We start from the raw sequence: 16,441 nt of genomic DNA, 5'->3' as shown, positions 1-16,441 counted from the left end.
TTATTCACTCTTACTCGAAAGCTCTCTTAATTGTAGCCATCATTTCATTCACCACACGAGGTATCAGCTCCGACGGGCGGTAAGTGTTCTCCTCTTTAATTTCATCGTATATATAACTGCCACGTTCGACGCTTCCTGGCTTGTAAAACTCTACCATTTTCACTCCGGCCAAACCATCATCCGTATCGATTTCGTAACCATATTCTGAGAGGTAAGCATAGTCGTCGAATGTCATTTCGACTTCAAGGTTTAACTCTGGAATCTCGGTATAAAACTCATGAAAAGATCCACCATCACGTACTGACCCCATGTTCCATCCTTTCTTGCGCAGGCGCTCTATGACGGTTGATGGAGATTTACGTGAGAATGGATAGGTTATTTGAAAATCGTCTGGATTATCGATTGTAATAATCTCGCGTTCTAACTGATCGAATACCTGCGTTACATTTAGGCCATTCAATTTTGCTTGCCATTGTGCATTGGCAGCTTGGTCGAAATCGACAGGGTGTACAATAGCAATTCGAGCATCTTCTGGAATCACGAATTCTTCATCGTCAATGGTCTTAAAGCCATCGTTAATGTAAAAAGTATCCTTAAGAAGATAGTCGGAGTAAACTCCCCATACCAATGTTTGCGCCAATTGACGTACAAAAAGATTCTTCTCGATATACTGTTGAAAATAGGCACCATCCCACAGTCTGAACTTACAATAAGCCTCTTCTAAATTAGAGGTCTGTACTGTAACCTCCTCTTTTATGGTCTTCTTCAGTTCGCTAAAGAATGTTTTGCTCTGCTTTAAAGTCGCAGCGTCATCTGCCTTTGGAATCGATTTGATAAGCTTACCATCAGGTCGTTCAATAGTAAGGGTGAAGTCTGGCTGAAGGTGAAATTTCAATGTTTCGTCTCCATGTTCCAGCGTAGCAGGTCCATTCTCAAACCCATGATCGCATGTTAGCGTGTCATTTAGCTCATAACGCGAAATCTTACGCTCGCGTGCTGCCAACTCAAGCGCTTCGATAGCCGAATGGCGCAAAGATTTGTACTTTGTGGTTCGACGTATTTTGTCTACCCCCATTAAGATCTGACGGTCACCTCTCAATGAGGCAGACATGGCCATAAATGATGCTAGCTTCCCACGTTTATTATCCGCAAATTCAATGATATCTTTAATAATCTGGCCAACTATCTCTCCATCGCCATGGATCATTGCTGGAACCATCATCCATTTTAGCTTGGCATCTTTCTTTATCATCCACAACTTATAAAGCGCTGCAGTAAATTTTGCCAAGCTATCCTGGTCAAGATATTCTGCAATAAGAATCCCCTCTTTGTTCAGACGATCCTCACGACAGGCCATATAAGATTGTAGCAATACTTCTGTAGCCAAACGAGCATCTGCCCCATCTTTACGTTGCGGTAGTTCAATATCAAATATTCCGGCAGCAAACTTGGTCTTCGCATTGTGAACATCATTAAGATAGCTATCGATGTTGAAACCTTCACCTTCCATCTCTACAATTGAGATATCTAAATAATCAAGTACTAACTCGCGCGATGCTGCTTCAGTTAACGATTTAAATATCTTATCCAACTGTTCGCGACTAGGCTTAAAGTGAATAATTGCCTGCACTAAACCTTGCTCTTTTGCGCGTTTAGCTTTAATAGTGGCATTGCTTAAAGCTTCAATAAATTGAATCCGATCCTCTTCGGACGTGTTGTTTTTAGCATTGCGAACAAACAGTTGTAGTTGCTGCTGTACGCCCTTCTCTTTTGCTCCAAACCACTCTATAATAGAATCTAGATCTCGAATTGGAGACGATGCTTTGGCTAGCCCTGTAAGTAGTTTAATTTTACAATCGGCATGAAACGTTTTTACTATTTCAAAGCAGTTAACGCCTCTGTTATGAAGAAGAGTAATTCCTTCATAACATCTCTCGTGCTCTTCCTTATTCTTTAGCTCAGGTATGCACAATACATCAAAAGCTGGTGCAAGATCGAGTCCTTTCTCTAAGAAAAGCTCCAGTACTTTATGGTATTGATTCGATGGAAGGTATTTCTCTTGTGAAGCTTTAATTCGCGAAGCAATTAGCCCTCTATCGCCTGTTTTAGCTATTAATTCGAAATAATTCGCAAAAGTACTACTGGTAAGCAGCTTTTGATATATCTCTGTAATCTTAGAAGGTTCAACAAGTAAGTTGTTTATATCAATATTCTCATCACGTGTACCCCTAAGGTAGTTTTCAATAGCAGCTTGGCTCTCTTCATTTATTGCATTGCACTCCGCGAATGTTTTTATATAAGCTTCATCTTGTTTGTCTACAATATCTTCTACAAGCGAACTTTTCACTATTAGACGCAAAGCAGCATAGGCTCTATTTGCTAATTCGGCTGAATGAATCTTGTCGACTATACGAACAATATACTCCTCACCATGACAATCTATTAGATATTGGATGATGCGCATATGATTTGGTTCAGCGCCAAAACACTCTAAATGATGAATAGCATACATAAACACAGCCTCTACCATGTTGTCTCTATCTGAACTCTGCTCTAAAATGACAGGATACTTTTCGACAAATTCAACATAAGGTCGCAGGTTACACCAATCTTCACTTTGAAGCTCTCTACGAACTACCTCCGTGGCTAAATAATAAGGATTGAATTTTTTGAAGAGCGCATTTAGATTCGCCGAAGCAGGTGAATGCTTAGCAAGGTCTGTATATTCGGTCAATGACACCAATGATTTTACGTCCGAATCCACATCGAAAAATGTATATTTAGTATCACCATACGTGGTACATGTTGTGGAATGGAGTGTCTGAATCAAAGATTGGTATGCATCTTCTACTGATATTTTACCACACAATAGATCGCTCATCGTATTTTTCTCGTCATCCGACATGCTAAGGCGATACCTCAGATTCACAGTACTTGGCCCTTTGGGAGGAATATCTTTCCTCAAATAACTCTCTTTACAGTAATCATCACACAGCTCCAAAACAGTGTCGACAAACATCTCGTTTAGCTTATCAAATTCCTCATTTTTTAAAGCCCTTCCAATCTCCGAGATCTTCAGGAGTGCATCATAGTTATTCAAACCATACCACTTTTCGTTTGGCTTAAGCCTAGGAGTGTTCAGTATTAACTGCTTAGCAAGACTTAAATCTTTAAACTCAGGTATAAACTTTGAAGGCTCAAATTCCCAATCATGCTCCTCTTTATAAATGTAATCAAACATTATATCATACATCTGTTCCATTCCATTAGAGAACTCCTTCATATATTGAACTAGTCCATTAGAAGAAAACCCAGTAATATGCTTGATAATGCTATGTCTAGCATGCTTTGCATGGAACGAATAAATTCGCTGTAGAGCCTCCATGTCTATGCCATCGGTACCCTGCTCGCAAATCTGCTGATCCATCTCCTCTAGGAAGATAACCATATCACTCTTACCTTTTTGCGACCACTGCGGCAGGTAATCCCGCTTCTCCAACTCCTCGTCCAACTCTTTTTCGCTCAGCTCGCCCTTGTAGTAAGCAACAATGGCCTTCGCATTCTCCTCTCCTCCTTCATCGAGATTATCCTCAATAATTGGAGCAACCAGTTTATCGTAATCTATCATTTGGTATTTGATTTATGTTATTTAATATCTATTGTACCTCAAACTCCATCTCCGCAAGCATAACTCCATCTGTGTCGTGAGCAGCCATGTGGTATTTCCCAGGAATTAACTCTTCTGCAGGATCGAAATACCATCCCATGAAGATATTTGAACGGCTATAACCATTCTGATCCCATTGCGATTGTGCCTGAACAATCTCTCCTGAGCCATTTCGTGTAGGGTGTTTTACTGTGACAGTGTGTTGAGATATCTGCGGAGCATTCTGTGGATCGACAGTTGTGAATCGTAAGCCAAAGTAGCTTCCCACCTCTCCTTTAAATTGATTGGTCTGATTTATACAGTGAGGTTCTCTTGCCGTTTTACGCGAGGACCCACTCTCTGGATCAGTATTACCTTCCATTGAGTAAAGACCATAGTCAACCACCTTGAATGTAGATGGTTGGGCAGACTTAATATTATGAAGCGTAATCAAATTCTTGACACACTCCTTCAACTTCATCGATTTATCATCCTCAAGGCTAATGATAAGTGGATGGTAAGGTGCTAAATGTGCAAGAAGTGGCAATACTGCTATTTTGGTTGAGATTCTGGCGTCATTCACAAACGGAGTGATATCTACCTTAATCGCTAAGTTTGGTATCAGTAGATGCTGTTTCTCTTTGACCAATAGATTAAAGACATTTCGACTATCAACCCTATGTTTTATTAGTGTATCAAGTGTATTGCCATCTATTTTATTGAAAGCGCTTCCTAGGGCTTCATAGGAGATCATCCCCAAAAGTCGAAGGGTGAACTGGCGCACTGGTTCACTTACCTTATGGATAATGCTAGGCAATGAGATATCGTTTAAGCTTGAATTATTCTCAAAGATATAAGGACGAATCCCACCTCTGATAATATTCTCAACCTCGGTAATAGAGGACTGTGCGCTTATATATTGTACAATCTTATCTGTCCAAAACTCACGATGATCGATGTTCGACCATGCAATCAGCTCGTCGTAATTGGCTTGCGGAGCCGAGGAATCAATCAAGATACAATGCAACTGGGCTACATTAATTCTGTCTGCAGTTAATCCTCTTTGAACTAAGGCTAAAGTCTCGTCGCCATACACAAGAACCAATTTGTCACCTTGCTTCTGCAATACTATATACTTCCACTTATCAGAATCAAGTATAGTCTGATAAGCTTCATCTTTGCTTAACTCTGAAGGTTTACTTACTGAAACTTCGTTCATCACCGTATTGAGAAGCTCCTTGTGCTTATGCCAGTCGCTCCACTCGATTAGTTCGCAATAGTGACCTTCGTTTCTTAATCGATTGGCAAAATATTTAGGCAGATCAAGCAGTGTGTCTTTATAAACAAGAAGCTTTTGAATGGTACGAACAAGCAACGAATCGTAAATCTTGGTAACATCATTATCGGGATAATATTTGGCTATATCGTCTACGATAGTTAGTTGATTGCGATCTCTCAACATCTCTATCCCATCCTTTAGGCCACTCAGCTCTCTATTGTAAGCACCCGATATAAATAGAGATGGGTTGGTTCTGTGATTAAGGGTTAGCTCCGCCAATATTGCTTTATAAGCTTCTTCCTCTCCACGATTACGACCTGACAATTCACCCATAATATACCCCCAATAGCCAGCATCGCATAGCCCATAGGAGCGGAACTTATTAAGCATCTCTTCCATCTGTCCATACGCGTCTGTTCGGTAAGGATGCAATTTGAAAGCTTTACTCAGGCAGTGCGTTGTACGAATAGGAGCCAAAGTAAATGCCATGCGCAGGATTCGCTTAAGGGCATCAATGTTATCAATATCATCAGTCGAGCACGATGCATAAGCGACATACATCAACTTCTGAAAATCATCGTTGCTCCCACTAAACCAATTGATACTCTTCTGATGTATCGATATATCCTCGTAATTATATTTCAAGTAACGCTCAAGAATCTTTCGAGTCTCAATAGTACTCAGATGTTCTGAGGTCTCCTCGTTAATTCTACCGGTTATGAAATAGCTCCTTATTTGGTTCTTGAAGATCAGAAGTTCCTTTGCCTCCTCGATTTCTGCCTGTTGAATATGTGTAGATCTATTCTCTACAATAATTGTCTCCATTCCACAGTCAGGTAACGAAGTGTATTGAAACATATTATCAAGGATTGTCTTAGTAGCATGCTGTTCGATAAAATGCCTTGCAGCGCTCGTAATGTCATCGCATACATTTCTTTCTCGATCTTTCGAGATAACCATAGCTGCCACAACCAATGCCTGCACAGTTCCATAGTCTTTTAAAGATTCAATATTAAACCCCGCATTGTGGTCGGGCACAACAAATAGCTTCGAATTTAGAGTATCCAAAGCCTCGCCTCGATTCTCATTGATGATCTGATAACAGGCATCTAAGTCCTTTCGCTCGGCATAGTCCGAATAATCGTCGAACTCTTTGATATGTTTTTCCAAAGTCTTATACCAGTCGATGCGATAGCGCGAATTGTACTCATCCTCATTACAAAGAGCAAATTTCTCAACAAGCAGATTCTTTACATTCGAATTCCTGACAGTATCGAGAGTTAACAAATGAATGACATCCATTAAACGAAGAAGAGTGGCCTTGTTATCGTCCTCACTAAGCTCTTCTCTATTCAGAACCGCTTGAAATAAGAGCTGAAGTGGCTGATGCATCTCAAGGGCAAAATCCTCTACCGAGTAGACATTCTTTTCTATATCGTCAGCTAGTGAATTGTGGAGACTCTCAAATTCCTCCAATTCATCGACGGGAGTAAACTTATCTAGTATGTATGACTTCTCGCCTGTTTCTATATAATCCCAAGCATTAGCAGCTACTCTGCGGGGAGTAATATTCAGTGTAATAAGCTCTTTCCAGTCGTTCAAAAGGGATGCTGAAGACAAAACTACAGTTTCACTTTTAGCCGCCTGCTGTGACTCTAGCTTTAACTTCTGCCACTCTATAAAAGAAGGGACAATCGGTCTGCCTAATCTCCCACTTATATAAAGGTTAATTGCATCGATCTCTTGCTCTGCCGAAGTAGACACAAAAGTCTGAGTTAGATAATTGTCTTTATCGAAACCATCATCCCAAATATCATAAGGGTGATGGACAAACATCATATCCAGAACCCAGCTCTGAATAGGATTCAGATTATAATATCGCTCATCATCATCATGCTCCTGTAGGTATGATTGCTGCTGGAATCGCTCAAGCATAATATCCTTAAATAGCTGATAGTCGTCAGGTTTATTCCTAAAGTGAGAGATCAAATCGAAATCGCTCCCAATTGACACTTCGTCACTATTCATCTGATCATAACCTAGCATATAAGAACGAGCGGAGCTATTGTCGCAATAACAAAATGCTTTAATAGTATCTGCATTTACTCCTCTGCCAGACGCCCAATAAGAGAGAGTCTGTAATGATTCGGGCATGTGTTCATCATCCCAATACGCCACATAAAAACCAGCTAACAGATATCCATATTCAGGGCAAACCGTTGCACACAAAAGCAGTGGCTCCTCACCAAATGGCTGCTCACAAGTGATCCACATTTCTGAGGAGTCGTTAATCTTTCTTGCGTAGGAGACAATCGATTCACAGGCTGACTTTACATTTGGTCGTAGCTCTTCGTGCATCATTGCACACATAAAGAAAAGTGTCTCAGTTAGGCAGCTATCAATTAAGTTCACAGACGATCTATCGTCAGAACTTTCAATAATATTGTTGGTAGCAAAATTGACTATTGCCTGATTATCTTCAAAATTGGATAGCTTGATTTCCTCCACATCCGGTTTAAACTGAACCACACAGTAGCGATCTTCAAATCCTCTACCAGATTCAATCAATTCACCATACTCTGTTAATGCCTTACGCATTGACTCTACATTCCCCAAAGTATAAGGGATTATCTGTTTTGCATCGTACTCTTCGTATGCCATAGTGTTAAATTCTATGTGTTAATATTTTGACATTAGTTGTTTACGCTTCTCACTGTCTCTCTTTGCTCGCGCCATTGCATCAATCAGATTAGCCACTTTGATAACCCTTTTGACTCCACGCTTTGGAACCAGAGTTATATCTGATGCATACATCACCTCTTTTAGCTTGACCCTGAAACTCCACTTTCCTTTATTAAAAGTCTTTCTATATCCTTTCATAAGGATAATATGAATCTGACAGCCTCCTTTATGCGGTACGGCATAAGCTTTCTCAATGCCTTTCCAGGGGTGAGGCTTTCCATTAATCACAAGTTGGTCGGCGGTAATCTGGATGATAGGCCCTGAAAAGAGGAGTTTATAAAGTAGATACGTTACATATATAAAGATTGCGGGAATCACGATGCGGTCTCCTATGTCTTGCTTCTTCGAGAGAGAAACAATAAAACTTGTAAGAAAGAGAAGATAAGCCAATAGGCATAATGCCTTCCACCAAAGAGGTTTACTGATTTTTATTTCTATCATTTATTTAATGAACAAATTTTGTACAACCCCAGTAATCATTCGCATTAACTATTTGTAAGGTATAAAACGTAGAAAAATCTATCTCTGTTAAGAATTACTCCTAACCCTAGAGGTATTATTTATACCGCACAAAACTTCAACTAAGTATGGGGTTAGTGCATTCTAAAAAAGACAAAAAAAAGGTTCTATAAGTATTACTTATAGAACCTTTTCAGCGGAGAGTGAGGGATTCGAACCCCCGGTACGTTGCCGCACAATAGTTTTCAAGACTACCGCATTCGACCACTCTGCCAACTCTCCTTACTTATACAGAAACAGTGTTTCTGCATGCTATCCGCTTGTGATAACGGGTGCAAGTATAGAGTATTGTTTTGAATTACCAAAACAAATTTATGGGTAATTTACACCTTTTTTTAGGCCCTTTATTTAAACCATTTTCCCTCAATACAATGGATAAAACAAGTATTTTAGGGCCTAAATAAATGGCGAGCGTATTTTTTAAGAGATTGCTTAAATAGTGACTTTGTTATTAAGGTAAAAATAGTCACTGTATGCTTTGATTTATTTCTATGGAACTTTTGTAAATCTCCATTATTGTCCTTTTGGGCTTAACTCTTCATAGGTCAATGTATGTTCCTCCATTATTTCTCCATATTCGTTTATTAACCTAAATGTTACACTTGAATTTTGTTTTTCAGCATTAAATGTTAGTTCACCAAAAGCTTTTAAACCTGCACCTTTATAACCAAATAGTTGATTCTTTGTGTCCTTTGCCCATGCATTTGGCCCAGGAACTCCTCCTAATGAAGCGGCTTCAAATTCATAAAACTTAAAACCTGAATCTCTAGGAATTATAAAGCCCCGTGCACCATGTCGGTCACCACTAATTAACAGGACCCCTGAAATATTTTCTTTTTCTATAAAGTTAAAGATTTCTTCTCTAGCTAATATATCCCAAGTTCCCCAAGAATCTTTCCCATTTGTTATATAATCGCTCCACATGGTTCCACTTGAAATAATCTTATATGAAGCTGTTGAATTTTCCAAAACGTTTTTCAGCCAATCTAGTTGTTCTGCTTCGAGATATGAGCCATACTCCCCTCTTTTATTAACTGTACGGCACGACCTTGTATCGAGCATAATTATTTCTACGTCACCTATTCTGGTATTGAAATAAATTCCTTCTAATTGATTTTGTGGATTGTTCCAATTTTCTTCCCATACTTTTCTAAGTACATCACGCTCCTTGTTTGTAAACCTCTTAGGAACTCCACTCAGGTCGTTATTAAGGTAATCATGGTCGTCCCAACTTGTATACAGCGGAATATTTGCTGAAAGTTTCTTCCATGCTGGAGAGACATCTCGCAGTAAATAATCAGACCTGTGCATACTAAAGTTATTTTCTCTGTCATCAACTGCAATATCACCTAAAAGCATCATAGCATGCGGACTTCTTTCAAGAATTGTATTAATCAGGTTTGGATTATGGAGTCCTATTTTATGAAAGCAAGAACCAAATGCTATGCGTACCTGTTTTTTTGTTCTATTTTTTGGAGCAGTGGTAAAAGAACCTTCGCTAAGTAAAGCATCATTAGATACAATTTGATAATTATATTTGGTATTAGAGGATAGGCCTTTGACCACAACACTTTGCTGTTTGCCTGAAACATCAGGGTTTACAGTAAAGAAATGTTCTTTCTTGCAACCTTCTTCCTTAACTTTTATGGTAAGCTCTTGTATACTTGCAGGGCGAAGCCATATTCTTACGCCCTCTGATGTTAAATCGCCTAACAAAGGGCCTCCCAGTAATCGAACATCATTATTTAATGCAGCTTTCACAATAGAATTATTTGTAAAATCAACATTAGCTGCTTTAAATATGCTTCTACTTTCAATGTAAAACTCTTTAATATTTGAAGGCACATTCCCGTAGCTATTAAGAAGCATGGTATCAATTTCAAGACTTCCAATATGCGCTTCTTTCAAAGTAATTGAATATTGAGGAAATATGGTGTCAGTAGTTTGACAGAAACAGTTATTACTTAAATTAGTAATGGTAATAAAAGCGAATAGGTAAAATAGTTTATTGAATCTCATTTGTTATGTTTCCTATTAAAAATAAATATTTATACAAGTGTGTCCTTAAATAATGAGCTACACCTCCAAGCCTATTCTCATATCCTATGCTCCTAGTTATTGGCGGTAGTTATTTACTTCTTAATTTACTAAGTAGTCTTAAAATTTCGAGGTATAACCAAATTAATGTAACCATTAAACCAAAAGCACCATACCATTCCATGTACTTAGGAGCATTAGATTCTGCTCCATTTTCAATAAAATCAAAGTCCATAACTAAGTTTAACGAAGCTATAATTACTACAAAAACAGAAAAACCTATTCCTATCCCTGAACTTTCATGTAAAAAAGACATCTCTAATCCAAAGAACCGACCAATCATAGAAATGAGATAGAAAACAGCGATTCCCGCTGTAGCGGATGCAATTATAAGTTTAAAGTTTTCTGTAGCCTTTATTAATCCAAGTTTATATATTAATAATAGACTAAACAAAATTCCAAAGGTCAACCCTAATGCCTGAACAACAATTCCAGGGAAGATACTTTCCATATATGCAGATATCCCTCCTAATGAAAGTCCTTGTAAGATACAATAAACTGGTGCTAAATAAGTAACAGTATGCTTTTTATAGATGATAATAACAGCAACTATAAAACCTAATATTGAACCTCCCAAAACATAGGGTTTTATAATCATAAAATCTTGATTAACGGTGTAAAGGTTCCATGTGAAAAATGCACTTATGAAAACAATTAAACCTAAAATTGCTGTTTTATTAACAGTCCCTTCAATAGTCATTGATTCTGAAGTAATATTCTCTTTGGCTGCATTAATGAATATTTCATTACTTAATGCAGGATTCTTCGATTTATAAAATGCCATAGATTTCTTAAAATTATATTTTAAATGTTTATGATTTAGCTTAATTAACACCAAAGGTAAGTATATACAAAGCAAGCAATTGAGGACTTCAAACCTTTCAAACCGTAGAGAAGTTGAAGCGGGTTATACCCCTTAAATTCACAACTATCTCACCTATTTCTTTTTCATTGTTATGCTTTGTTATTTATTTTCAGTAATTATTGTTTCCGCATTTTTGTTTTTCGGATTGAGCTCTAATGATTTTTTATATGCTTTAATTCCTTCTTCTTTTTTTCCTAATATTAAAAGACACTCGCCATAGCTATCCCAAGTATTAAATCCATTTGGGTAAAGTTCAATATTAAGTTTAAATATTTTTAAAGCCTCTTCTTTTTTTCCTTCTCCCAATACCTTGTAACCTAAACTATTAATTCCACTTTCAGAAATGTCAAATTCGGAATCTTTTTTATTTTCGGATTTAATAATTTTTATTATTTCGTCAGTAGATTTTCCTTGAGTCAAAAGTTCAGACAATTTTTTCTTATTCATCCACTTAACTTTCTCTCTTTGTTCTGCTAAAGTTGCTACTCCATATTCAATTCGTTCTGCATCAGAAATTTTCGTTGTGTCCATTTTTCCAATTTGCCAAGGTTCATCTTTACCAAATTTCTGATATTGAGTTCCATAAATCTGTGGTTCATCTTTGCTTAATAAATATCTGTCAATTGCAGCAGCTAAAAGCCATTTATTTGCTGTTGAATCTAATTCGATAGATTTACGCATTAGTTTAACAGCCATTCCATATGCAGTAGAATCCCCTCCGTGTTGGAAAATCATTGCAGCATTGTGATAATCTTTAGAGGTTTTAACTTTGTTAGAATCTAATAGTTGATAAATACGAACTTCTCTTAAACTATCATTTTTGGAAACAACACTCCAGTCAATATTATCAGTTTGTCTATCTGCTTGGTCATTCTGATAAATTTCAATGAGTTCCAAATTGTCAGTTGGTGTTTGTTCAGAAACAACCTTTGTATTTTCCTTGTTCATTTTGCAAGAAGCAAGTACAAGAACTAAAATAATTAAAAATGTGTTTTTCATATGTCTAGATTATAATAAAGCATAACGGTGCGTATAAATATCGTAGCCGATTTCGTGCCACTTTCCTGTCAAACTACACGAAAGCTGGAGCAGGCCATAAACCTTAACTTTTCTACTTTCTTGGCTATGAAATTTTTACATTATTGTGCGTTCGGTGTTTATTTTTCAATCTGTTTAAGCATAATATAATTCTTGTGCTTGTCGTTGCCTAAAACAAAATCAGTTTCTCCAATAAGACTAAATTTCTGTCTTGAATAGAATTCTATTGCTTTTTGATTTTTATAATATACAGTCAGCCAAATTTTGTCAAAATTCATTCCTTTAATTGATTTTAAACATTCTGCAAGTAATTTCTTTCCAATCCCTTTATTTTGAAATTCTTCAAGTATATAAAAAGTAGAAATTTCAATACAAGGCTCAATTTCCTTAATAGGTCTTTGTGGTAATAATATTATTTCCACACAACCAACTAGACAATTTTTATAATTGGCTAATAATGTCATTGAATCAGTGTTTTGAATAGACTGTTTTACGTTTCCAACTGAATATTCTGACAAAACATATCTTGAAAATTCATCTAATAACCCTTCAGTAGCATATGTTGAAATCCAAACTTGTTGTTTCAATACTGCTAAATTATTAATATCGCTTAATTTTGCTTTTCGTATTTCTATCTTCATCAATCTCAGTCAATAATTAGTATTTAAGTAGGTGGATTCTTCACTGACGCACAACTCATTTACATCCTCACCCCCTCACCATACAAACTATCGTATGTTCAGTATATACGTATCAGTAAGAATATCTAATTAGATGGTAAAAATAGATAATTTTATTTTATGTTCAGCTACATATGTTAATTTAGGAATGAGCATACACTAGCAATAGTAAAATTGATGTGCCTGTATATCGTAAAGGGTGAATCTCGTTAGCGAGATTGGGTATCCCTGATGCGAGATCTCCATCCCATAAGGGCTCATAATCATTTACTAATGTGCATTTACAAATTTAACACCTTAAATTATTGATTTACTCGCTCTAATAAATGCTTATAATATACCATTTTGGCCCCTGAGTTAGCTTAAGCTAATTCGCATTTAGCCCGTGTATAAATGCAGCTATTTATTAAATCTAAAAATCTAATAATGAAATTACTTTACCACTTAAGTTTAATCATCTTTTTATTATCTGGTGCTACGGCTTTTGCCACAGAATACCATGTTAATCAAAGCAATTCTTCTTCGGGAGATGGAACCGAAGGCAATCCATTTCAAACCATAAAGCAAGCGGCTGATATTATGGTGGCTGGCGATGTTTGTTATATTCATAAAGGAACCTATAGGGAGACTTTAAAGCCTGCTAATTCAGGAACAGCAGCAAATCCTATACGCTTTACTTCTTTTGAAGACGATATTGTTATTATCTCTGCCACTAACACAATAGGCACATGGCAATTGCATAGCGGAAATATTTACAAAGCCAATGTTTCCATGAATCAAGGCTTAAATAATAACATCTATCTAGATTATGAGAAAATGCAATTGGCACGTTGGCCAAACAACGAGGATAACGATGAATATTCGTTAGATGCAAAGTTTATTAATACCAGCGAAGGAACATTTTCAATGTCGTATATCAGTAACAATGAAATTCCTGATTTCGATTGGACTGGAGGTACCATACACTATTTAGGGGCTCACAGTGGTTGTAGCTGGCAACGCTCCATTACCAATTACGAAAGTTCTTCGCATCAAATTCATTTTGAAGAATTGCCTACCAAATGGCCCTTTGGTACGCATAGTCCACCACGATACGAGAACGGTCACCGTGGTATTTTTTACCTAATGGACAAGCTAGAAGCCTTGGATTATCCACGTGAGTGGTATTACGATGGAAGTACTACTACCCTATATTTTTATGCTCCTGATGGTAATAAGCCCGAGGATGATAAGGTAGAGTACGTAGTTCGTGGCTACTCAGCCGAGTTAGACAGAAACTATATTGAGGTAGATCATCTGAACTTCTTTGGAGGAACGGTACGAATAAGAGGCGATTATAACCAGTTTACGCAATGCATGGTAAAACACGCTTCCAATCGTTTAATTACTAATAATGGTTCTGCCACCAGAAGTAATCCTGCCATTTTTGTGAACGGAGGCGACTTTAATGTAATTGAGAAATGTGTACTTGAAAACGGTACCACAGACGGTATCATTTTAGATGGACAATCGGATGATAATAGAGTTGAAAATTGTATTGTGCAATATTTTAACACAGTTGGTTTACACGCCTGCCTTGTTCGTAGTCACGGACTTAGAAATAAAATATTAAAGAATTCGATGTATGGTTCGGCACGCGATGGCTCTAGAGTTACAGGTGAAGATAGTGAGTTTGCTTATAATCATGTACAAAAATGTTTGATCTCGGGTGCTGATGGTGGCTTATTTTATGTTACAGGAAATAGCGTACCTAAAAACATAGAGTTGCACCACAACTGGTTTAACGATGCCTATTCGGATGATGAACATGCCGGTTATAAAGCAACGGGTATTTACCTTGATAATGATGCTGCAGGTTTCATAGTACACCATAATGTGGTTTGGGATGTTGAGTGGGGCGGATTGCACTTTAACTGGGATGCCCTAGAAAATGAAATTTACAATAATACCTTTTGGGCTGTGGGAGCAGAAGGACAATCGGTTATAGATAGTTGGGTTCCCGAAAGAAATGGCGTGAGAACCAATGTGCGAGACAATACCTTATATAATAACTTTTCGGATGTACGCCCTTGGTGGCATTCAGGTGCTGGCGATTTTAGAGTAGATGAAAAAGAATGGAGCGGCCCCGAAGCGGATAATGAATGGGCAAGTAATGAGCAATTTGAAGCAATGCCATTCATTTCTATGAAGAGTAAAAACTTTATGCCAACAGATAACTCTCCTTTAATTGATGCCGGACAAGAAATAAGTGGTATTACTGATGGGTATAATGGTGATGCCCCGGATTTAGGTGCCTACGAACATGGTTCGGAATATTGGGTGGCAGGTGCCGATTGGATACCACAAGGTTTTGCCTGGACACCAGGAACCGATTATTTAGCCATTGATGGAGAATATGTTCCTTCTGTTAGCATTGGCGACATGGCAAAACGTATTACACCAGAAGACTTAAGCATCAATGTAAATTATACCTATACATCTACCGCTAATGGAACTGTACAGTTAGAATTACTAGATAAAAACGATGTAGTTTTAGCAGAAACAACCAATAATGTAAGGTTTGGTCAGTTTGGTGAAATTCGCAAATTAACTTTAGATGCTGGTTTAGAATTAGGGAGCACCTATAAAATTGTAGCTACTCTAAGCCCGGAGGATGGAGAATACACAGCAGTAACAGATGCATTAAACGTAATGGTATACGATCAAGATTCTTCGGTTGGGAATATCCATAACAATGCCATTAAAGTATACCCAAATCCTGCTAATAAAAATATTTCAATTGAATTTACCAATGGCTTTGCGGATGTTAAAGCCGTTGAAGTTATTGGTGTAGCCGGTATAGTTCATACTTTTGAACCACAAATTTCAGGAGAAGGTAGATTAACTGCTGATATTTCATCCTTAGAGAATGGCGTTTACCTTATTCGTGTTCTGACTAACGATTATGTATTAAAAAGCAAGTTTATAAAAAACAACTAGAGCACATGTATAATTTATAATAGGTCGATAGTTTGAGGGATGAAGTCAGTAGTTGCTTTAATAAAGCGCTACAAGTAAATAGTTGATAAAACATCATTCCTCAAGCAAGACTTACCATTACCAAACAATTATTGTAACTATTCAGTAGTAAGACAAAAGTATAAAGACAAAAGACTTAGGATGTTACAACTTTTCTTTTTTTTAAGAACGTTAAAAAAAATAGTACTATTAATGAAATTGTAGCAAAATAGTATCCTTTTTATAACAACAATAAAAACTTTAAGTATTTGATAATCTTTATACTTTTGTCTTTATACTTTATACTGAATAGTAACCAATTATTTAAAAGAGGGTGTCCAAAAATTTAGTTTCACGTTAAGAACCCCAAGTATTTCGCAAATAACGCAGAGTATAGCGGCTTATACCAATATCACAATTCAAACCTTTGCGTTATTTGCGATTTTATTACTTTACCAACTTTGCGAGAAATGTAATGTTTTTTGTACACCCTTGTAATACCCAAAACCCGCCTCACAATTACCCATACCTAACATTCACTTTATCCTCTGTTTCACCCCTTTTGTCACACAAAATAC

At 37.2% G+C, this 16,441-nt stretch carries 8 protein-coding genes and 1 tRNA gene; 1 reads left to right on the top strand and 8 read right to left on the bottom strand.

What is annotated here, in order from left to right:
* Window positions 1-10 precede the first annotated feature (10 nt).
* From QMO11_RS14565 to QMO11_RS14530, 8 genes are all read right to left on the bottom strand, one after another.
* Entirely contained in the window at window positions 11-3,628 is a 3,618-nt protein-coding gene (locus tag QMO11_RS14565; protein WP_282037960.1) for a DUF4132 domain-containing protein, read from the bottom strand.
* A 28-nt stretch (window positions 3,629-3,656) separates the two neighbouring features.
* Window positions 3,657-7,586: a DUF3859 domain-containing protein gene (locus QMO11_RS14560; protein WP_282037959.1), complete on the bottom strand. Its 3,930-nt coding sequence runs from the start codon at window positions 7,584-7,586 to the stop codon at window positions 3,657-3,659.
* Window positions 7,587-7,604: 18 nt separating this feature from the next.
* Complete coding sequence (locus tag QMO11_RS14555) at window positions 7,605-8,108, bottom strand: hypothetical protein (RefSeq protein WP_282037958.1); 504 nt, start codon at window positions 8,106-8,108, stop codon at window positions 7,605-7,607.
* A gap of 215 nt (window positions 8,109-8,323) precedes the next feature.
* Window positions 8,324-8,408: transfer RNA gene (locus QMO11_RS14550), tRNA-Ser, on the bottom strand.
* Window positions 8,409-8,699: 291 nt separating this feature from the next.
* On the bottom strand, window positions 8,700-10,205 hold the full coding sequence (locus QMO11_RS14545) for an alkaline phosphatase D family protein (RefSeq protein ID WP_282037957.1): 1,506 nt from the start codon (window positions 10,203-10,205) through the stop codon (window positions 8,700-8,702).
* 109 nt (window positions 10,206-10,314) lie between these two features.
* Window positions 10,315-11,067, bottom strand: a complete 753-nt coding sequence (locus QMO11_RS14540; RefSeq protein WP_282037956.1) for a Bax inhibitor-1/YccA family protein — start codon at window positions 11,065-11,067, stop codon at window positions 10,315-10,317.
* A gap of 180 nt (window positions 11,068-11,247) precedes the next feature.
* Window positions 11,248-12,147, bottom strand: coding sequence for a hypothetical protein (locus QMO11_RS14535; RefSeq protein WP_282037955.1), 900 nt, complete (start codon window positions 12,145-12,147; stop codon window positions 11,248-11,250).
* 158 nt (window positions 12,148-12,305) lie between these two features.
* Window positions 12,306-12,827: a GNAT family N-acetyltransferase gene (locus tag QMO11_RS14530; protein ID WP_282037954.1), complete on the bottom strand. Its 522-nt coding sequence runs from the start codon at window positions 12,825-12,827 to the stop codon at window positions 12,306-12,308.
* 465 nt (window positions 12,828-13,292) lie between these two features.
* Here QMO11_RS14530 and QMO11_RS14525 point away from each other — a divergent pair, with 465 nt between their 5' ends.
* A complete protein-coding gene (locus QMO11_RS14525; RefSeq protein ID WP_282037953.1) occupies window positions 13,293-15,845 on the top strand; it encodes a T9SS type A sorting domain-containing protein in 2,553 nt (850 codons plus the stop codon).
* The last annotated feature ends 596 nt before the right edge of the window (window positions 15,846-16,441 follow it).

The organism is Saccharicrinis aurantiacus (assembly GCF_947489045.1).
Classification (GTDB): domain Bacteria; phylum Bacteroidota; class Bacteroidia; order Bacteroidales; family Marinilabiliaceae; genus Saccharicrinis; species Saccharicrinis aurantiacus.
This window is presented reverse-complemented; position numbering and strand designations above follow the sequence as displayed.

Coding starts and splice junctions, on each gene's coding strand:
- QMO11_RS14555 (WP_282037958.1), bottom strand. CDS start 8,108: ATGATAGAAATAAAAATCAGTAAACCTCTTTGGTGGAAGGCATTATGC.
- QMO11_RS14535 (WP_282037955.1), bottom strand. CDS start 12,147: ATGAAAAACACATTTTTAATTATTTTAGTTCTTGTACTTGCTTCTTGC.
- QMO11_RS14545 (WP_282037957.1), bottom strand. CDS start 10,205: ATGAGATTCAATAAACTATTTTACCTATTCGCTTTTATTACCATTACT.
- QMO11_RS14565 (WP_282037960.1), bottom strand. CDS start 3,628: ATGATAGATTACGATAAACTGGTTGCTCCAATTATTGAGGATAATCTC.
- QMO11_RS14540 (WP_282037956.1), bottom strand. CDS start 11,067: ATGGCATTTTATAAATCGAAGAATCCTGCATTAAGTAATGAAATATTC.
- QMO11_RS14560 (WP_282037959.1), bottom strand. CDS start 7,586: ATGGCATACGAAGAGTACGATGCAAAACAGATAATCCCTTATACTTTG.
- QMO11_RS14530 (WP_282037954.1), bottom strand. CDS start 12,827: ATGAAGATAGAAATACGAAAAGCAAAATTAAGCGATATTAATAATTTA.
- QMO11_RS14525 (WP_282037953.1), top strand. CDS start 13,293: ATGAAATTACTTTACCACTTAAGTTTAATCATCTTTTTATTATCTGGT.